The 16466-nt window shown below is 55.7% G+C and carries 19 protein-coding genes and 1 tRNA gene; 11 read left to right on the top strand and 9 right to left on the bottom strand.

Features of this window, described 5'->3' with window-relative positions; all coding sequences use genetic code 11:
- Nucleotides 1-9: 9 nt before the first annotated feature.
- Nucleotides 10-228 (top strand): acyl carrier protein, encoded by a 219-nt coding sequence (locus L362_RS19175; protein ID WP_008499867.1) that lies wholly within the window; start codon nucleotides 10-12, stop codon nucleotides 226-228.
- A 155-nt stretch (nucleotides 229-383) separates the two neighbouring features.
- Nucleotides 384-1220 carry an alpha/beta fold hydrolase gene (locus tag L362_RS19180; RefSeq protein ID WP_023343709.1) on the top strand — a complete coding sequence of 279 codons (837 nt, stop codon included), beginning with the start codon at nucleotides 384-386 and terminating at the stop codon, nucleotides 1218-1220.
- 106 nt (nucleotides 1221-1326) lie between these two features.
- Here L362_RS19180 and L362_RS19185 read toward each other — a convergent pair whose 3' ends face one another.
- The 3 genes from L362_RS19185 to L362_RS19195 form a co-directional block, all read right to left on the bottom strand.
- Nucleotides 1327-1584 (bottom strand): YjhX family toxin, encoded by a 258-nt coding sequence (locus L362_RS19185; RefSeq protein WP_023343708.1) that lies wholly within the window; start codon nucleotides 1582-1584, stop codon nucleotides 1327-1329.
- 290 nt (nucleotides 1585-1874) lie between these two features.
- Nucleotides 1875-1962: transfer RNA gene (locus L362_RS19190), tRNA-Ser, on the bottom strand.
- Between the two features lie 130 nt (nucleotides 1963-2092).
- Nucleotides 2093-3721: an ABC transporter substrate-binding protein gene (locus L362_RS19195; protein ID WP_023343707.1), complete on the bottom strand. Its 1629-nt coding sequence runs from the start codon at nucleotides 3719-3721 to the stop codon at nucleotides 2093-2095.
- Nucleotides 3722-3991: 270 nt separating this feature from the next.
- On the opposite strand from L362_RS19195, the gene yccA reads away from it, so the two are divergent.
- Nucleotides 3992-4651 (top strand): FtsH protease modulator YccA, encoded by a 660-nt coding sequence (yccA, locus tag L362_RS19200; RefSeq protein WP_021240844.1) that lies wholly within the window; start codon nucleotides 3992-3994, stop codon nucleotides 4649-4651.
- A gap of 56 nt (nucleotides 4652-4707) precedes the next feature.
- Here yccA and L362_RS19205 read toward each other — a convergent pair whose 3' ends face one another.
- Together L362_RS19205 and L362_RS19210 are read right to left on the bottom strand one after the other, a co-directional pair.
- A complete protein-coding gene (locus L362_RS19205) occupies nucleotides 4708-5184 on the bottom strand; it encodes a hypothetical protein (protein ID WP_008499906.1) in 477 nt (158 codons plus the stop codon).
- Nucleotides 5181-5933: a winged helix-turn-helix domain-containing protein gene (locus L362_RS19210; protein WP_008499907.1), complete on the bottom strand. Its 753-nt coding sequence runs from the start codon at nucleotides 5931-5933 to the stop codon at nucleotides 5181-5183. Before L362_RS19210 ends, L362_RS19205 begins: the two co-directional genes overlap by 4 nt.
- 308 nt (nucleotides 5934-6241) lie before the next feature.
- On the opposite strand from L362_RS19210, the gene L362_RS19215 reads away from it, so the two are divergent.
- From L362_RS19215 to tusE, 6 genes are all read left to right on the top strand, one after another.
- The gene (locus tag L362_RS19215) at nucleotides 6242-6985 is read left to right on the top strand and encodes a hypothetical protein (protein WP_023292856.1); all 744 of its coding nucleotides are present in this window, start codon (nucleotides 6242-6244) and stop codon (nucleotides 6983-6985) included.
- A gap of 75 nt (nucleotides 6986-7060) precedes the next feature.
- Nucleotides 7061-7567, top strand: a complete 507-nt coding sequence (locus L362_RS19220; RefSeq protein WP_021240847.1) for a CS1 type fimbrial major subunit — start codon at nucleotides 7061-7063, stop codon at nucleotides 7565-7567.
- Nucleotides 7568-7639: 72 nt separating this feature from the next.
- Nucleotides 7640-10357: a TcfC E-set like domain-containing protein gene (locus L362_RS19225; protein WP_023343706.1), complete on the top strand. Its 2718-nt coding sequence runs from the start codon at nucleotides 7640-7642 to the stop codon at nucleotides 10355-10357.
- 1 nt (nucleotide 10358) lies between these two features.
- Nucleotides 10359-11516 (top strand): CfaE/CblD family pilus tip adhesin, encoded by a 1158-nt coding sequence (locus tag L362_RS19230; RefSeq protein ID WP_023343705.1) that lies wholly within the window; start codon nucleotides 10359-10361, stop codon nucleotides 11514-11516.
- 10 nt (nucleotides 11517-11526) lie between these two features.
- Nucleotides 11527-12078: a LuxR C-terminal-related transcriptional regulator gene (locus L362_RS19235; protein WP_008499912.1), complete on the top strand. Its 552-nt coding sequence runs from the start codon at nucleotides 11527-11529 to the stop codon at nucleotides 12076-12078.
- Nucleotides 12079-12146: 68 nt separating this feature from the next.
- Complete coding sequence (tusE, locus tag L362_RS19240; RefSeq protein WP_008499913.1) at nucleotides 12147-12476, top strand: sulfurtransferase TusE; 330 nt, start codon at nucleotides 12147-12149, stop codon at nucleotides 12474-12476.
- On the opposite strand, the gene yccX is transcribed toward tusE, so the two are convergent.
- Genes yccX through L362_RS19255 form a run of 3 tightly spaced genes read right to left on the bottom strand, consistent with a single transcriptional unit; the run spans nucleotide 12473 to nucleotide 14122 of the window.
- Nucleotides 12473-12754, bottom strand: coding sequence for an acylphosphatase (gene yccX / locus L362_RS19245; protein ID WP_008499914.1), 282 nt, complete (start codon nucleotides 12752-12754; stop codon nucleotides 12473-12475). The genes tusE and yccX overlap by 4 nt on opposite strands.
- 11 nt (nucleotides 12755-12765) lie before the next feature.
- Nucleotides 12766-13554: an AraC family transcriptional regulator gene (locus L362_RS19250; RefSeq protein ID WP_021240851.1), complete on the bottom strand. Its 789-nt coding sequence runs from the start codon at nucleotides 13552-13554 to the stop codon at nucleotides 12766-12768.
- A gap of 10 nt (nucleotides 13555-13564) precedes the next feature.
- A complete protein-coding gene (locus L362_RS19255; RefSeq protein ID WP_023343704.1) occupies nucleotides 13565-14122 on the bottom strand; it encodes a kinase inhibitor in 558 nt (185 codons plus the stop codon).
- A 173-nt stretch (nucleotides 14123-14295) separates the two neighbouring features.
- Between L362_RS19255 and rlmI the strand changes: the two genes are divergently transcribed.
- Together rlmI and hspQ are read left to right on the top strand one after the other, a co-directional pair.
- Entirely contained in the window at nucleotides 14296-15486 is a 1191-nt protein-coding gene (gene rlmI, locus L362_RS19260) for a 23S rRNA (cytosine(1962)-C(5))-methyltransferase RlmI (protein WP_023343703.1), read from the top strand.
- Nucleotides 15487-15546: 60 nt separating this feature from the next.
- Nucleotides 15547-15864 carry a heat shock protein HspQ gene (gene hspQ / locus L362_RS19265; protein WP_008499919.1) on the top strand — a complete coding sequence of 106 codons (318 nt, stop codon included), beginning with the start codon at nucleotides 15547-15549 and terminating at the stop codon, nucleotides 15862-15864.
- A gap of 36 nt (nucleotides 15865-15900) precedes the next feature.
- On the opposite strand, the gene L362_RS19270 is transcribed toward hspQ, so the two are convergent.
- Entirely contained in the window at nucleotides 15901-16314 is a 414-nt protein-coding gene (locus L362_RS19270) for a CoA-binding protein (protein ID WP_008499920.1), read from the bottom strand.
- Nucleotides 16315-16466 lie beyond the last annotated feature (152 nt).

Genomic DNA, 16466 nt, shown 5'->3' with positions numbered 1-16466 from the left:
GGAAAAATTATGGAACAAGAAATTCTCGCCCTGTTCGAAAAAGTGTTATCCCGTAAGGTGGGCTTTCACGATGAGCTGATTGAATCCGACATTCTCGACTCCATCCTGGCGGTCGATATGGTTCTGGAAGTGCAGGACGTTTACGGCTGCATGATCCCGCCGACAGACGTGGCGACGGTGCTGAAAACCCCGGCGGACCTGGCCCGCTATATTGAAGAAAACCGCTAAACGCCCCTGCTGTTAATCCTGCCCTGAAGGCCCTGGCGCATCGCGCCAGGGCCCAGACGCAAAATGAATATCCTTCACCGGAATTAAACCAACCGCTTTTGGGATTTCTCCTACACTTTAGGGGTCGTGTTGTTCTTAACAGAGGAGTCTGCGGTATGGCATTCGTAACCACGAAAGACGGCGTCAACATTTACTACAAAGACTGGGGTCCGAAAGAGGCTCAGCCTATTGTCTTCCACCACGGCTGGCCGTTGAGTGCCGATGACTGGGATAACCAGATGCTCTTCTTCCTGGCAGAAGGCTATCGCGTTATCGCTATCGATCGCCGCGGACATGGACGATCGGACCAGGTGAGTGAAGGCCACGATATGGATCATTATGCGGCCGATGCGTCAGCCGTGGTTGAAAGCCTGGATCTGCGCAATGCCGTGCACGTCGGTCACTCCACCGGCGGCGGCCAGGTCGCCCGCTATGTTGCGAAGTACGGCCAGCCGCAGGGGCGCGTCGCCAAAGCGGTGCTCGTCAGCGCCGTCCCGCCTCTGATGGTCAAAACGGAGACGAATCCCGGCGGAACGCCGATCGAGGTTTTCGACGGCTTCCGCAAAGCGCTGGCGGCTAACCGCGCCCAGTTTTATCTCGACGTTGCCAGCGGTCCTTTCTACGGTTTTAATCGCGATGGCGCCGAGGTTTCGCAAGGTACGATCCAGAACTGGTGGCGACAGGGTATGATCGGAAGCGCCAAAGCCCACTATGAGGGGATTAAGGCGTTTTCAGAGACCGACCAGACGGAAGATTTGAAAACCATCACGGTTCCCGTTCTGGTGCTGCAGGGCGATGACGATCAGGTTGTGCCGTATAAGAATGCCGCCCTTCTCCAGGACAAGCTGCTGGCGAACAGCGTGCTGAAAATTTATCCGGGCTTCCCGCACGGGATGCATACCACCCATGCGGATACTATCAACGCGGACATTCTGGCTTTTATTCGCTCATAACGCCGCGTTTCTTGCCGGGTGGCGCTGCGCTTACCCGGCCTACATTCCGCTACGATATTCCATTCAATGCATACACGCCACCCGAGGGTGGCGTTGTTTATTCTGCTTAGCGATTATCCAGCTGGGCGCGAACGTTGTTCAGCCCGGTGGTGTTGATGCGGTAAGGCTGCCCGTTCACGGAGCGGATGAGCTTTTTGGTGCGGAGTTTTTTGAAGACGTTCAGCGTGCAGTCGCTCAGTATCAGCCCTTCACGGGTATAGCATTCTACGGACGTAACGCGGCCGGAACTGTCGCGGACGTGCACGATACGCCCACCTTTGGCGAGAACGTGTAAGGTACGTTGTTCCTGACGGGATAAATTCATACTGGAAAACCTGTGTAATCATCATGCGTAAAAACGAGCCCACACCCGCAGGTGCGTGCGTAAGGTTTAAGCGCAGCGATAACCAGTCCGTCCTGAAAAGGGCGGGAAGCTGATTATCTGATGAAAACATTCTCCAGCATCAAAGCCTCGGTAAGCGATGAAAAGGTATTTACGGGGTGAATGATAACGCCGGGGTTTTACAGGGAAATAACCGGGTCTTAAAAATGTGAGGCGGATCGGCTAATCCAAAAGAAAAACCCCAGGTCAACGAGTAACCTGGGGTTTATATCTGGCGGAAGCGCAGAGATTCGAACTCTGGAACCCTTTCGGGTCGCCGGTTTTCAAGACCGGTGCCTTCAACCGCTCGGCCACACTTCCTGAGTGAGGCGAACTATAAACACCTCACCGCGTGCTGTAAAGAGTGCCAGCAATCGTTCGCTTTAAAAATAGTCAAAACGTGTTTAATCGGTTGAACTGACAACACATCGACGATTTTATCAGCACAGGCCTAGTGTTTTTTGATGTACATGTCTTTCGTGTAATAGTACCCCAGCTTATCCGGCGTAAATCCGCCCACCCACGGTTTAACCAGGTGAGTACGGACGTAGTGATACACCGGAATGGCCGGCACATCGCGTCCCAGCAGATCTTCCGCCTGCTGGTAGAACTTACCTCGCTCTTCCGTTGTTTTGGCTTTTGCGGCATTCACCAGCGCCTGGTCGTATTCCGGATTGCTGTACTGGCTGGTGTTTTCGCTGTCGCCGGTGCGGAAGTTGTTCAGGAACGTCGCCGCGTCGTCGTAGTCGGCAATCCAGGCGTAACGCACCGCGTCAAAGTTGTGGGTGTGCATGGTATCCAGCATGGTTTTCCACTCCTGATTTTGCAGCTTCGCGTCCACGCCGAGGTTTTTCTTCCACATGGAGCTGGCGGCAATCGCGATGCGCTGGTGCGATTCAGAAGTGTTATAGAGCAGGTTGAAGCTCAGAGGATGGCTTTCGTTATATCCGGCCTCGTTCAGCAGTTTTTTCGCCTCGGCGATGCGCTTGTCCAGCGGCCAGCTGGCGTAATCCGGGTTCTGGAGCTTGACGCCGCCGATGTCCGGCTGGCTGATGAGCCACGCCGGGCGCTGCCCCTGCCCTAATACTTTTCCGGCAATGATGTCTTTATCGAGCGCCATGTTCAGCGCCTTGCGCACGCGGGCGTCGTTGAACGGCGGTCGGGTGGTATTGAATTCGTAGTAATAGGTCGCCAGCTGCGGGGAAACATCCAGCAGGCTGCCCAGCGTGTTTTTCAACTGAGCAAACTGGTTAATCGGCACCGTGTAGACAATATCGATTTCGCCCGCTTTATAGCGGTTCACATCCGCGGCCTCGGACGTGATGGGCAGGTAGGTGACCTTGTTAATCACGGTATGCGCGTTATCCCAGTAGCGCGGGTTGCGCTCCGCCACGATGCGTTCGTTGACCACCCACTGCGACAGCTTATACGCCCCGCTGCTGACGAAGTGCTCAGGCTTGGTCCACTTTTCGCCGAAACGGCCAATCAGCACTTTATCCACCGGCACCAGCGACGGGTGCGCCAGCATGGCGAGGAACGCCGCGTTTGGCTGGGTGAGCGTCACTTCCAGCGTGGTGTCGTTAATGGCTTTCACGCCCAGCGTGTCGGGGGATTTTTTCCCCTGAGCGATATCGGCCGCGTTGGCGATATGCATGTTGCCCGGATAGCTCGCGTATGGTGACGCCGTTTTCGGGTCAATCAGGCGCTGCCAGCTCCAGACCACATCCTCTGCGGTAATCGCCGTGCCGTCGCTCCAGGTGATGCCCGGACGCAGATGGAACGTCCAGACGGTGTTGTCCTTGTTCTCCCATTTTTCCGCCAGCCGGGGCTGGACGTCACCCGACGGGGAAACGCTCACCAGACCTTCGAATAAATCACTGATAATATTGAATTCGATGTCGCTTTCGACTTTATGCGGGTCGAGCGAAGCCGGTTCACTGCCATTATTCCTGACCAGTTCCTGTTTATCGGCCAGCGCGGTTCCTGCCGGCACGTTAGCCGCCCAGGTCGCCGTGCTGGCGCACAGGATCCCGGCGGTAAGTAAAGAGAGCGTAAAGCGCGTGCGTGTTTGTGGTTTCATGTCCTTCGCCTTATTGTCTGTTTTTGTGACGATCCGGAAATAACTCTTAGCGGCCTTATGGTAATAACGCAATAATTTTCAGTAACCTATAAGAGGTTGATCTGATTAATCGCGTCAAACCGCTGTTCATACTGGTGAAACGTATTTATGCAGAAGAAACAACCAGGTCCCGCGCTAACCTGCTGAGTAAAGATGGGTAAAACCACTTTGAGAGTGACGCGCCGTTTCCTATTCTTTCCGTTAATTACATCTGTCATAAGAGAGTGACTCATGGATCGTATAATTACTTCCTCACGCGACCGCACATCGCTACTCAGCACCCACAAGGTGCTGCGCAATACCTATTTCATGCTCAGCCTGACGCTGGCGTTTTCGGCGATCACCGCCACCGCCAGCACCGTGCTGATGCTGCCGTCTCCGGGGCTGATCCTGACCCTGGTGGGTATGTATGGTTTGATGTTCCTGACCTACAAAACCGCTGACAAACCGGTCGGTATTCTGTCCGCGTTTGCCTTCACCGGCTTCCTGGGCTACATCCTGGGGCCAATCCTGAACGCGTATCTGTCCGCCGGAATGGGCGATGTGATTGGTATGGCGCTGGGCGGCACCGCGCTGGTGTTCTTCTGCTGCTCGGCCTACGTGCTGACCACGCGTAAGGACATGTCCTTCCTCGGCGGCATGCTGATGGCGGGTGTTGTGGTGGTGCTGGTGGGTATGGTGGCCAACATCTTCCTGCAGCTGCCTGCCCTGCACCTGGCGATCAGCGCCGTATTTATTCTGATCTCTTCCGGCGCGATCCTGTTTGAAACCAGCAACATCATTCGCGGCGGTGAGACGAACTATATCCGCGCCACCGTGAGCCTGTATGTGTCGCTGTACAACATCTTCGTCAGCCTGCTGAGCATCCTGGGCTTCGCCAGCCGCGATTAAGCTGACCTGCTGAAACAAAAAGGAGAATGCCCCCGGCATTCTCCTTTTTTTATGCCTTAATCACCCCGGCAAATATAGGTGGGGTAACGCCGGTCCTGAATCAGCCATACGGAAGGCGAGAGTTCAGAGATCGTGAGATAGTAGCGTGCGGTCGGGCTGGCAAAGCTTCCCCACTGGGCATCAGGGGTGTTGTCATTGTGTCGACGCCAGGTCTTGGTGTAGCTCAGGACAATTACCTTATCATCGTCCCGTCGCTCCCACGTAAAATCCACGTCCCTGTCAACGATCAGGCTCTTACCTTCAGCCTTTGCAGCGCCTTTGTAGGTGGTCAAGCCGGTGCCGTTACGATGAAAATAGAACTGGGCAACGGCATTGACCTTCACTTCATTTGCCTTTCCTTGATTGCGCGTAAAATTAAACTCGGTGCTGCAGGCCAGCGCATCGCGCTTATAGGCTCCGCCGGTGTAGATAAAGAGCGCAAACGCCCCGCCAACGACTGCGCCACCCAGTCCGAACAGAAGTCTGTTTTTCATTCTTCCGCCCCGCTTTTATAGCGAATAGTTTTACACAGGCTGGCTTCACTCACCGGGCAGGCGCCGATGAAAACCTCATCGGCGGCGGCAAGCGAAAAGCGGGCGCTGAAATAATAAATGTTGTACTCCTCGCGCTCGCACGCGACGTTATTTTTCTTCAGCAGCTCGGCCAATTTTGATAACACCAGCGGTCGGCCATGATCGTTGATCACCCAGAGCCGACAGCCAGCTATTTTTTCCTTAACGGGTTTGAGTGTTGCGGGTACGGTTATCTCAAGCTGTCGGCTAAAAAACAGGCTAAACCCCACGACTGACGTCGTTAATACCGCTAAAACCAGCCACCACTTTTTGGATAAACGCTTATATCCTGACGGCTGCTCAACGGACGGCTGAGATACTTCGGGCGTAACGCTCTCTGCGGGCTTAAAAATAACGTCGGCGTCAAAGCGGAATCCAAACCGGGGCACGGTCACGATATAGTCGTGGCTGTCGCCCAGGGCGTGGAAGCTTTTGCGTAATTCACTTACCGCCTTATTGAGGTTATTTCCCGACGGCGTAAAGCCGAACTCCTCCCACACGCGAGTGATCAACTCTTCCCGGCTCAGGTCGCGCCCTTTATGACGAATAAACTCCTGTAAAAGACGAACGGCCGGAGCCGAAAGCGTTAATACAGACTCGGGTTGCCCAACAATACTTATTGCATGTGCTTCAGGATCGAATAACAACGAATTATTGCATATAAAAAACATCTTTTATTCTCGGCTGTTACCGCATGCTTTTTAATCCCTGATACAACGACAAGAAAACCGCCTCCTGAACTGATTGTTTTTTCATCAGAAGGAGTTTTCTCCCCATCCCGGGTCGCGGTATTTTCGCTTAACTATACAACCTTAAAGCCAGGAAAGCAGGATAAAAAACTGTATATAACGAGTTAATTAATACAAATTTTCACAAACCGCTGTTCTGGTTAAAGTTTCCCTGCCCTGAAGCAATACGTTAGCAGAGGGTGTCCCGTTGTGAATGCGCCGGGAATGAACTCAACGCAGGCGGACCGAAAGTGAAACAGAAAAATAGTGTGAATAAGACAACTGCCTTTTATATCGCCGCGCTGTCATTGCCATTTTTCTCAGAAATGGCACTGGCCAATATGAGCGTCTATCCCATGGAACTTAACGTGGATAAGTCCGGTGCGGCGCAAATTAAGGTGGCGTCAAAAACGGATGATATTCAGTTCATTCGGGTGAGGCAAAAGAAAATTCTTAATCCCGGCACGCCCCAGGAAAAAGAGATTGATGTGGCCTCGTGGAAAGAAGGTGGCGTGGTTGTCACACCGGAAAAATTCGCCCTTGCGGCAGGCGCAATGCGCGTGGTTCGCCTGGTATCGCTTGCACCACCGGAAAAAGAGACGACCTGGCGCGTCTATTTTGAAGGCGTAAAGCAGCCTGACAGCATTATTCCGGGCAAGGCAGAAAGCCCTGCGGCGACGGCAAGACTGGGCGTCAATGTGATCTGGGGCGCCCTGATCCATCTCGCACCGGAAAAAAGCGTGGTTTCACTGACGATTGACCCTCTCAGGGGAACGTTAAAAAACAACGGCACGTTGCGCGTGCCGCTCAGGGAGATCGGTGTTTGTGATGCGGATTCATCGTGTAGATGGATTAAAGAAGACGCGACGATTTATCCGGACACCGAACGGAAATTAAAAACGCTCACGAAGGTACAAGGCCAGAAATATAAATTCCGCTACTTCAACTGGCTGAATAAAAGCGCTGAAGAAGCTGATTTACCCGTCGTGCAATAACACGACGCCACCGTAAAAACCCCACAGGGTTTGTTTAAAGAGCCAGGGTGCTCATTTGTAAATATGGAGATATCAATGCGTAAGTACTTTAAACCTCTGATGATTGTTGCCGCGATGACCACGTCCGTTAGCGCGCTGGCGATTCAAAAAGATATTACCGTCAACGCCAGCGTTGATTCACAGCTGGATATGACCCAGGCCGATAACACGCCGCTGCCGGCAAGCATCGATATGCAGTACCTGCCTGGCCGCGGTCTGGAAAGCTACCGTCTGAATACCAAGGTGTGGTCTAACTCCGCCACCAGCAATGTGAAAGTCCGTCTGGTGAGCGCCGCGAAGCTGGCGAATGCCGACGGTGCTGAAACCATCCCTATGACGGTGAAGCTGGGCGATAAAACCCTCTCTACCGCAGATGTTGAATACACCGGTACCGAACTGTTCCCGGGGAGCATTGAAAACGGTTCTGCGGTACTGCCGCTGACCATTTCCCAGACCACCAAAGGCATTCTGAAAACCGGTCAGTACAGCGGCGTTGTCAGCCTGATGCTGACGCAGGCGACGACCACGGAAGGCGGTGCGTAACACCACAGCACCTAAGGAATAACGTCAGAGGGTGCCCACCCTCTGACGTCAGGATGATGTCGAGGCTCGTTCATGGCGTTTCACAGAAATACTCTCCTCTTTGTTGCTTTGTTACCCGCTTCCATCCAACTCGCCTGCGCCGGGCTGGCCGTCCCACCAGGTTTTGAAGATCTGGCAAAGACGCAGCGCCTGTGGACAGAGGTGAACCTCTACGGCGAATCGCTGGGCCTTTTTGAAACGGATATCACGCTTGAAACGGTGAGCTTTGTCGCACCTGAGACCGTGGTAGCGGCCATCAAACGCCGGTTTAATGACGCCCCATCCCTCGTTGCCACCGTCTCTGCCGCGCTGGCCGTTCCGCTTGCCCGTAACGGCAACCTGGCCTGCAGCAGCAACGGCTCCGCAGCGGGCTGCGATTACATCGATACCGATCGCGCGGCCATTATTTATGACGAGAATAACGCCCGCATTAACCTGTTCCTGGACAAGAAATTTCTGCCTAAGCAGACGGCAGAGAACGCATGGTATCAGCCCACGCACGGCACCGAAAATGCGCTGATCCATCAACAAAACATTAACTTCGTTGCCGACAGGGATTATCAGTCGGCCACCGTGCAGGGCAACGGCGCGCTGGCGCTCACCCAGGACGGCTATGTGAATCTCGACTGGACCTGGCTGGGGCAGCGTTCACGGCACCAGCAGCAGCAGGAGGTCACCGTCAACAACGCCTGGTTCCGCCAGGATATCCTGCGTCAGTACTACGTCCAGGCAGGCGAGATGGATACCCGCGATCTGTTCAGTAACGCTGGCGGAAATATCACCCTCAGCCAGCTGCCGCTGGGCAAAATTCGCGGCCTGCGCACGGGTTCAACACGGGCGTGGATGAACCCGGTTCAGCAGTCGAAGGGAACCCCTGTTACCGTGCTGCTTTCCCATGACGCGCGTATCGACGCCCGCCGGGGCAATCAGCTGCTGGCGAGCTTCTATCTGAATGCCGGGGCGCAAACCCTGGACACGCGATCGTTCCCGGACGGGAGCTACACCGTGACGCTCTCCATCTATGAAAATAACCGGCTGACGCGCACCGAGCAGGTGCCGTTTACCCGAACCGGCATTACGCCATTCGACCGCATCGAGTGGTTCCTTCAGGCGGGTGAAACCGATAATAGCGATCAAAACGAAGAGCGCCGCGCGGTTGCGCAGGCGGGCATTCGTCTGCCCGTCACCCCGACGCTGGCGCTGACCAGCGGCGCAACGTTCAAGAAAAACCAGCGTTTCCTGGAGAACGCGCTCGACTGGAGCCGGGGCTTCAACGCGGGCCCGATCGATGGCGTGCTGAGTACCCGGTTTAGCTACCTCTACGGCAGCGAAGGCCAGCGCGGCAATATTCAGCAAATCAGCTACAACGACGGTTTTTCTTTGAGCGTCTATCGCAACGCGTTATCCGCTGAAAACTGCAACACCCAAAGCGCGGGATTTGACGCCGTGAACGGCTGTTATCGCACCCTCTCGGTGATGTTCTCCGTCCCGGTCGGCGCCTGGTATGCGAGCCTGGGGTATTCGGATAACCGCAACGAAGGCCGGTACGTTTCACGCCGGGAGCTGCCGGACAGTGACGATCGCCACGATGCGGGTTTGCCGTGGGAATCGGTCTATATGACCCGCTCGCGCACGCGGGCCTGGCAGGCTGGCCTGAGCAATGCCTTCAGCACCCATGGCCTGAATATTAACAGCAGCATTAACCTGTTCATGCGTAACGATGACGCCCGGGAAGGCAGGGATAAAGGCGGCTACCTGAGCGTGAGCCTGTCCATGGCGCATAACCGCCAGGGCGATGCGTCAAGCTACACCTCTCTGGGCGCGACATGGCAGCACCAGCAACGTGAAAAAAACCAGCTGAGCTACAACGTGGCGCATAACTGGTATGCCGATGCCCGCGGCGAAAATGAGTACGGCCTCAGCGCGTCGGGCATTAACAGCGACTCGCTGAATACCTCAGCCTATACGCGCCAGGGCGGACGATATGGCAACGGGAGTCTGACCGTCAGCGACGCCTGGGATCGTCAGGATCGTCGCCATACGCTGAGCAGCAGCGGCAACTACAGCTCGACGTTTGCGCTGTCCCGCTCTGGCCTGTGGCTGGGCCGCTGGAGTGACGGTCGCCCTGCTTCCGCCGTCGCGGTGAACGTGACCACGCCGGAAGATGCTCAGGATCCGCGCGTCGCCGTGTCGCTGGATAACGGCGGCAGTGCCGATATTCCAGGCAATAGCCGCGCCCTCTTCGCGGTGCCGGGCTATCAGCAGACAACGTTGACGGTTAACGAATCGCTGGATGTCTCACGAGGAGCCAGCAGTGAAATCACGCAAGGATCGGGCAGCAGAACGCTGTTTATGGTGCCTGGCAAACTGCTGCGCCGGGACGTGCAAACCACCGCAAGCTACACCTGGCTCGGCCAGTTAACCGACGAGCGTCATTCGCCGTTTATCGGCGGCGTGCCGCTGAACGTGAACGGCTGGAGCGACCTTGGCAACGGCGGGTTTAGCGCCCAAAGCGACGCCCTGCTGCATCACCTCTACCTGGTGCGTCAGCAGCAGTTTTATCAGTGTGCGCTGAACGTGAAGAGTATGCGCGACGTGGTGCGTTACGTCGGGTCGATCCCCTGTAAGGAGTTAACCTTCTCCGCCCTGCCAGATGCCGTCCAGCAGCAGGCACAGCTGATGCTGGCCGGACGGTCGGTCCCTGCTGGACCGACTGCCATGAACACCGATAGCCTCACTAAAGGGAAATGATGTGATTAAGTGCCTCTTTATTTTTCTGTTCTTAAGCCTGTGGGCCAGCCAGACGCTGGCAGGCTCTCCCGCGGGACGAAATACCAGCGTAGGGATCAGCTTCGATCGCACCGCGCCGCCCGCGCGTTTTGACATCTGGTTTCATGAATCGGGCGGCTTTGACGCCGCCGATCCGCAAAAGTGGGGGCGCAATACCCTGACCTGTCAGTCCCGTACCGATACCACGAACGGCGCCTGCATGAACTCACCGGTCTGGTTCTCGGCGAACCCGGCCGCGCCTTATGCCATCAATTTAGCGTTTACCCATTCCCTTACCGGCAAGACGGTGAATATCAAGGTGTATGGCGATCACTACATGTTTATCAACAATAAAGTGTTCACCTTTGCCAGCTTTGTCACGGGAGGGACGACGGAAATTGCTAACTGGAACAGAGAGCCCTACTTCGATTTCTATATCGTGAAAAGCGAACTGGATAAGCTCGCCCTGCCGGGGATCTGGACCGCCACGCTGAAGCAGAACCTGCGCCAGTGGGGAAGCGCCGACTGCGGCGGCAACTTCAATGACGTGAATGTCGGCTGTCCTGGCTATCTCACCATCGCCAAATGGCAGGCAAATATTCGCATTGAGGTGGTCGACCCGGGAAACCAGCAGATTTATCTGCCAGCCTTTCCGCACTCCACGCCCATCGTTAACCTCAACCTGACCAACTTCCCGGGGCGCCCCGGGGGCAGCGAGATCAAGGGGGAAAACACGCTGGATATGTGCCTGTACGACGGCAAAAACAGCACCAGCACCCGCGCCTATCTTCGTTTTGAAGATGACGGGCTTCCCTCAGCGGGACGTGCCGAAGGCGCGTTTTCTATCCGGCGGCGCGGTGGAAGCCAGACGGATGCGCGGGACCGTCTCGACTATCAGGTCTCCGTTACCCATCCCGTCACAGGCGCAACCGAAACCGCCGCGAACGGTAAAACCGTAGTCTGGCAAGGCACTAACGATCCGCAGTATCTGCGTCAGGTCGTGCTGCCCGGCGGACGCGAGAGCGTACTGTGCATTCCTGCGCCAATTATCCTGAAAACCCCCGCGTTCGCCGCCAGCAGCAAAAACGCGGGCGACTATACCGGCACGCTGCGCGTCATCTATACGCCCAGCACGTTATAACGAGGTCACCGTGAGTTACGCCATTCTCGACAATAATCGATTTTACGCCGAAGGACTGCGCTATGCGCTGCTGCGTCGGGGCGTTCAGTTAGAGGTCCAGAGCGATACCGTACAATGGCAGCCAACGCTGCTTACCCGCCGCGTGATTGTCGTCCGCTGCCGTTTTTCCGTGGCGGCGACGCATCAGGCGCTGATCAATATTTTGCTCAGGCTGGAAGCCGCCCGCTGGAAAGGCAGTCTTTATCTGGTCTGCAACGAAAAGGGGTGGGCGCTGGCGACGCATTTACGCAAGCGTTTCAGTACGCTAACGCTTTATATCATCGACGACCGGATCGCCGTTGCCGATGCGGCGTATTTGCTGGCAAAAGAGCCGCGTCGCGTTCGAAGCCTGGACTGCTGCCTGACCGTACCTGAATTCAACGTGCTCGATCTGATGCTGACCGGGTTGCCGGTCCGCCACATTGCCATCGTGACGCACATGTCGGAGAAACAGGTTTCAACCCATAAATGCAACGCGCTGAAGAAGCTCAATGCCAACAATCTGCTTCAGCTGCTCCTGTAGGTCACGGTTTATCCTGAGCCCGCTTTTTTGCTACACTGTTGCCGATTTTTCACCTACGACAGAAGATTATGTTCATTTTTGCAGGCCAGGAAATTGAGACCGATAGCGAAGGCTATCTGAAAGATACAACGCTCTGGAGCGAACCGCTGGCGGAGAAAATTGCGGAAAACGAAGGCATTACCCTCTCCCCCGAACACTGGGAGGTGGTGCGTTTTGTCCGCGAGTTTTACCTTGAATTCAACACCTCTCCGGCCATCCGCATGCTGGTCAAGGCGATGGCCAATAAGTTCGGTGAAGAGAAAGGCAACAGCCGCTATCTCTATCGTCTGTTCCCGAAAGGTCCGGCAAAACAGGCCACCAAAATTGCCGGCCTGCCTAAGCCGGTGAAGTGTATTTAATACCGAATACCGAAGTTGACGTATTCGCGCCCCGGTTGATGGGGTTCCGTTAAGACCTTATCAACCCGCGCGCTGCGCGGCCCACCCGCTTTCAGCCACGCCACCAGCTTGTCAACCTGCTCTGCTTCGCCACAGGCGACCACCTCAACGCTGCCGTCATCCATGTTGCGCGCGTATCCCGTTAGCCCAAGCTCAATCGCTTCGCGCTGGGTACTGTAGCGGAAACCCACGCCCTGAACGACGCCGTGAACCCAGGCAATAGTGCAGACTTTAGACATTCTTCTTCTCCTTAACGTAGCGTTTTCGGCAAACAACCGTAGTGCTGCCGGAAACGGGCGGTGAAACGAGAGCTGGACAGATACCCACATTGTAATGCGATTTCGCCGATCGGTAATCGGGTTGACTGTAACTGTGACAAAGCCACGGCCATCCTCACCTCCTCGACAATCTGGCGAAAACTCTGTGACTCCTCGCGTAACCGTCTGCGCAGCGTCGGCACGCTCAGGGCCAGACGGCTGGCGACGTCCTGCGCGGTCCAGGCTCTGGCGGGCGACAGCATAATGAACTGTCGCACCTGCTCGGTCAGGTTATTGCTTCGCTCGATAAGCAGCGGACCTGCCACGCCGTCATGCAGCAATGCCAGCAACAGACCGAAGGCCTGATGTTTTTGCAGCGCCTCCGGTAACTCCTGACGCACGGCGTGCAGCAGGTTATCCCACATAAACGCCAGCCCCTCGCTCAGCGGAGCGCAGAGCGAATGCAGCGTCGTGCGCGGCCAGGATTTCAGGTAATGCGCTTTAAACTCGGCAACGATTTCCGGCGATAACATCAGCAAGTCCGAGTGAAACAGGCCGTTTGCAGGCTGATTGATGATCTCCATTGCCGTATTGGCAGGGATAATGATGAGTTCATCCCGGGTGGCCACCAGGCGGTTATCGTCCTGCACAATCACCTTGCTGCCGTGAGTGATATGGCAAATCGCCGGGAAAAAGAGCTTAACCTGGTGCAGGCGATGCATTTTGCTGGCACTCACTTCACCCGCCGTGAGATGTTTATGTCGAAAATGGAACTCCTGCACCGGTTCATCCTTATCTGCTGTAGGTTGCGGTTAACTGAGCCTTTGCCAGAACGTGACTATTGAGCATAAAGCCGACCAGCGCGCCGCTCGCATTGTTGTCGATGGGCAGGGTATCCACGTCCAGCGCCCAGACGGTCATCTGATAGCGGTGAGGCTTATCGCCTGCGGGCGGACATGCGCCGCCGAATCCAGAATAACCGAAATCATTACGCCCCTGCACAGCGCCAGCAGGTAATTTTTCGCCATTTGGGTTACCGGCATCAGCGGGCAGCGTCACTGTCTTCACGGGAATGTTGGCTACTGTCCAGTGCCACCAGCCGCTGCCGGTAGGCGCATCCGGGTCATAGACCGTAATGGCAAAACTTTTCGCACCCGTGGGCGGATTTGTCCACGCCAGCTGCGGGGACTGGTTACCACCGTGGCAGCCAAATCCCTCAAACACCTGCTGTGGCGCTAACCGCCGGTCGCCGGAAATATCCCGGCTGGTCATGCTGAAAGGCGTTGCGGCTAAAACCTGAAAACTCATTGCCGTCAGAGCGGCTATTGTGATGACACTGCGCTTTTTCATGGGTATTTCCTTTGCTGAACCGGAATCCCACTGTATATCCCGCCGCAGTGCCGTAATGTGCTTAAGCGATTTGATTTTGTGCCGAAACGCTCAACGGCATCCGCAGATGATTGCGCCTTGCTGAATGTGCTACTCTACGCGCCATTTCCCTGAAATCGACAGAACAGCAAATTATGAGTGTACGTTTAGTGTTAGCCAAAGGGCGCGAGAAATCCTTACTGCGCCGTCATCCCTGGGTCTTTTCCGGCGCGGTTGCCCGTATGGAAGGCAAAGCCAGCCTCGGTGAAACCATTGATATCGTGGACCACCAGGGGAAATGGTTAGCGCGAGGCGCCTACTCGCCAGCCTCCCAGATCCGCGCGCGCGTCTGGACCTTCGATAAAGACGAAACCATTGACATCGACTTCTTCGTGCGTCGTCTGCAGCAGGCGCAGCAGTGGCGCGACTGGCTGGCTAAACGCGACGGGCTGGACAGCTACCGCCTGATTGCCGGTGAATCTGACGGCCTGCCGGGCGTGACCATCGATCGCTTCGGTAACTTCCTGGTGCTGCAGCTCCTGAGCGCCGGGGCGGAATACCAGCGCGCTGCGCTGATTAGCGCCCTGCAAACGCAGTTCCCGCAGTGCGCCATTTACGACCGCAGCGATGTGGCGGTGCGCAAAAAAGAAGGCATGGAGCTGACTCAGGGGCCGGTCACGGGTGAACTGCCGCCTGCCCTGCTGCCAATTGAAGAGCACGGCATGAAGCTGCTGGTGGATATTCAGGGCGGGCACAAAACGGGTTACTACCTTGACCAGCGCGACAGCCGTCTCGCGACGCGTCAGTACGTTGCCGACAAACGCGTGCTCAACTGCTTCTCCTACACCGGTGGGTTTGCCGTTTCGGCGCTGATGGGCGGCTGTGCCCAGGTGGTTAGCGTGGATACCTCGCAGGAAGCGCTGGACGTGGCAAAACAGAACGTCGAGCTGAACAAACTGGACTTGAGCAAAGCCGAATTTATACGCGACGACGTCTTCAAGCTGCTGCGTAAATACCGCGATCAGGGCGAGAAGTTCGACGTCATCGTGATGGATCCGCCAAAGTTTGTGGAGAACAAAAGCCAACTGATGGGCGCCTGCCGCGGATATAAAGATATCAACATGCTGGCTATCCAGCTGCTGAATCCGGGCGGAGTTTTGCTCACCTTCTCCTGCTCCGGCCTGATGACCACAGATTTATTTCAGAAAATCATCGCTGATGCCGCAATAGATGCTGGTCGTGATGTACAATTTATAGAGCAGTTCCGTCAGGCAGCCGATCACCCCGTGATTGCTACCTACCCGGAAGGACTGTATCTGAAAGGGTTTGCCTGTCGCGTCATGTAACTTGAAAAGAGAAATATTGCCCGCACATAACGTGTAAGTCGTATTTCCCGGGAGGTGACTATGATTGCCAGCAAATTCGGTATCGGCCAGCAGGTCCGCCACACTTTGCTCGGGTATTTGGGTGTGGTCGTGGATATCGACCCGGAGTATTCCCTTGATGAGCCGTCAGCAGACGAGCTGGCGGTGAACGCAGAGCTTCGCGCTGCACCCTGGTACCATGTGGTGATGGAAGGTGACGACGGGCAACCCGTCCACACCTACCTTGCCGAAGCGCAGCTAAGCAGCGAGCTGCAGGAAGAGCATCCGGAGCAACCCACTATGGATGAACTTGCTCAGACTATCCGCAAACAGTTACAGGCTCCGCGCCTGCGGAACTAAGCGTGTAAAAAAAGCCCGATGAACGGGCTTTTTTTATTACTTCGCCAGCCCCAGACGGGGGATGTCAATCGCCGGACAGCGATCCATGACGACGTTCAGCCCCGCATCCCGCGCCAGCACGGCAGCCTGCTCGTTAATCACGCCCAGCTGCATCCACAGCGTTTTCGCCCCGACGGCGATAGCGTCCTGCGCCACTTCCCACGCCGCCTCGGAATTACGGAAGACATCGACCATATCAATTTTTTCCGGCACGTCAGCGAGCGTGGCATAACCCTGCTGGCCCAGTAAGGTTTTCCCGGCCACTTTTGGCGAGACCGGGATGACGTGATAGCCCTGATCGAGAAGGTATTTCATCACCCGATAGCTGGGACGATCGGGTTTATCGCTCGCGCCCACCAGCGCAATGGTACGCGTGGATGTCAGAATCTCGGCAATATCGTTCTCTTTCATGGTTTTTCTCCTGGCTTTTTTAAAAGTGTACGCCAAACCGCACATCTCAACCATCCATCCCATACCGATGCATGAGGGCAAAACGGCCAAATATGTCTATATGTTAGTAAACGTGATTATCGAAAAATTTAGATACATTAATGCGGCGACAG

It is taken from the genome of Enterobacter sp. MGH 16, from assembly GCF_000493175.1.
Taxonomy (GTDB): Bacteria; Pseudomonadota; Gammaproteobacteria; order Enterobacterales; family Enterobacteriaceae; genus Enterobacter; species Enterobacter roggenkampii.
This window is presented reverse-complemented; position numbering and strand designations above follow the sequence as displayed.